At 43.4% G+C, this 740-nt stretch carries 2 protein-coding genes; both read right to left on the reverse strand.

The window, feature by feature from the left end:
• Positions 1 to 221 (reverse strand): flagellar assembly protein FliW (gene fliW / locus ACYVTD_RS14845; RefSeq protein WP_461248487.1); only part of this gene is annotated, 221 nt, incomplete at its 3' end.
• Between the two features lie 11 nt (positions 222 to 232).
• On the reverse strand, positions 233 to 740 hold a 508-nt coding region (locus tag ACYVTD_RS14850), incomplete at its 5' end, for a flagellin (protein WP_461248488.1).

Raw genomic sequence — 740 nt, forward strand, 5'->3', positions numbered from 1 at the left:
GTTATATTCGCTTCGTAATCTTTGCGGAATAAAAAAGGGTTTATCAGAACAAACGCTATCTCTTTTTCGTCTACGGATTGAAGCCACAAAAACGGCGGATTTTCCGAGTCAAGTAATACATAGTCAATATATTCCTCAAAACCAAAAAGCCCCTGGGGAATGCTTACTTTTTGCTTGTCATCAACTTCCATGGATCCATAGGCTTTAGTGTCAACTTTCATTTTTTACTCCTTTATCTAAGGAAATCGAGCAATGTAGGCGGCAGTATTTTTGCCGCTGTCTGTAACGATGCCTGATGCGCGAATTGAGCCATTTTTAAGTCTGTAAAGGCATCTGTAAAATCGACTCCTGTTTCGCGTCCAAGCATATTTGTTACATTCGGAATCTGCGCGTTTATTCTCTGCCACGCAAAATCCGCCCTTTCCTTGCGGCTGCTTACGTCCGCTAATCTCATTGTAACATTATTCAGCGCAAGGTCAATTCCCCCAATACCCTGACTTCCGACAAAATCCTGATCCGCACGATAAAGTCCATCCCTTAAACGAATTACCATGTCAAACATAGATCCGCCGTAAACCCTGGCGTTATTTCCCCAATTAGGCGCGTTGTTTTGCAAATTGCCGTTTATCAATCCCAAATCGCGTAACACAGTAGCTCCGCCTTCTTTGTCCTCTGCGCGGATAAGATGGGCGCTTGTGCCTTCAAGAACTAATCCTCTTGAAATTGGATCGATATACGCT

The sequence above is a fragment of the Treponema sp. R6D11 genome, from assembly GCF_054786075.1.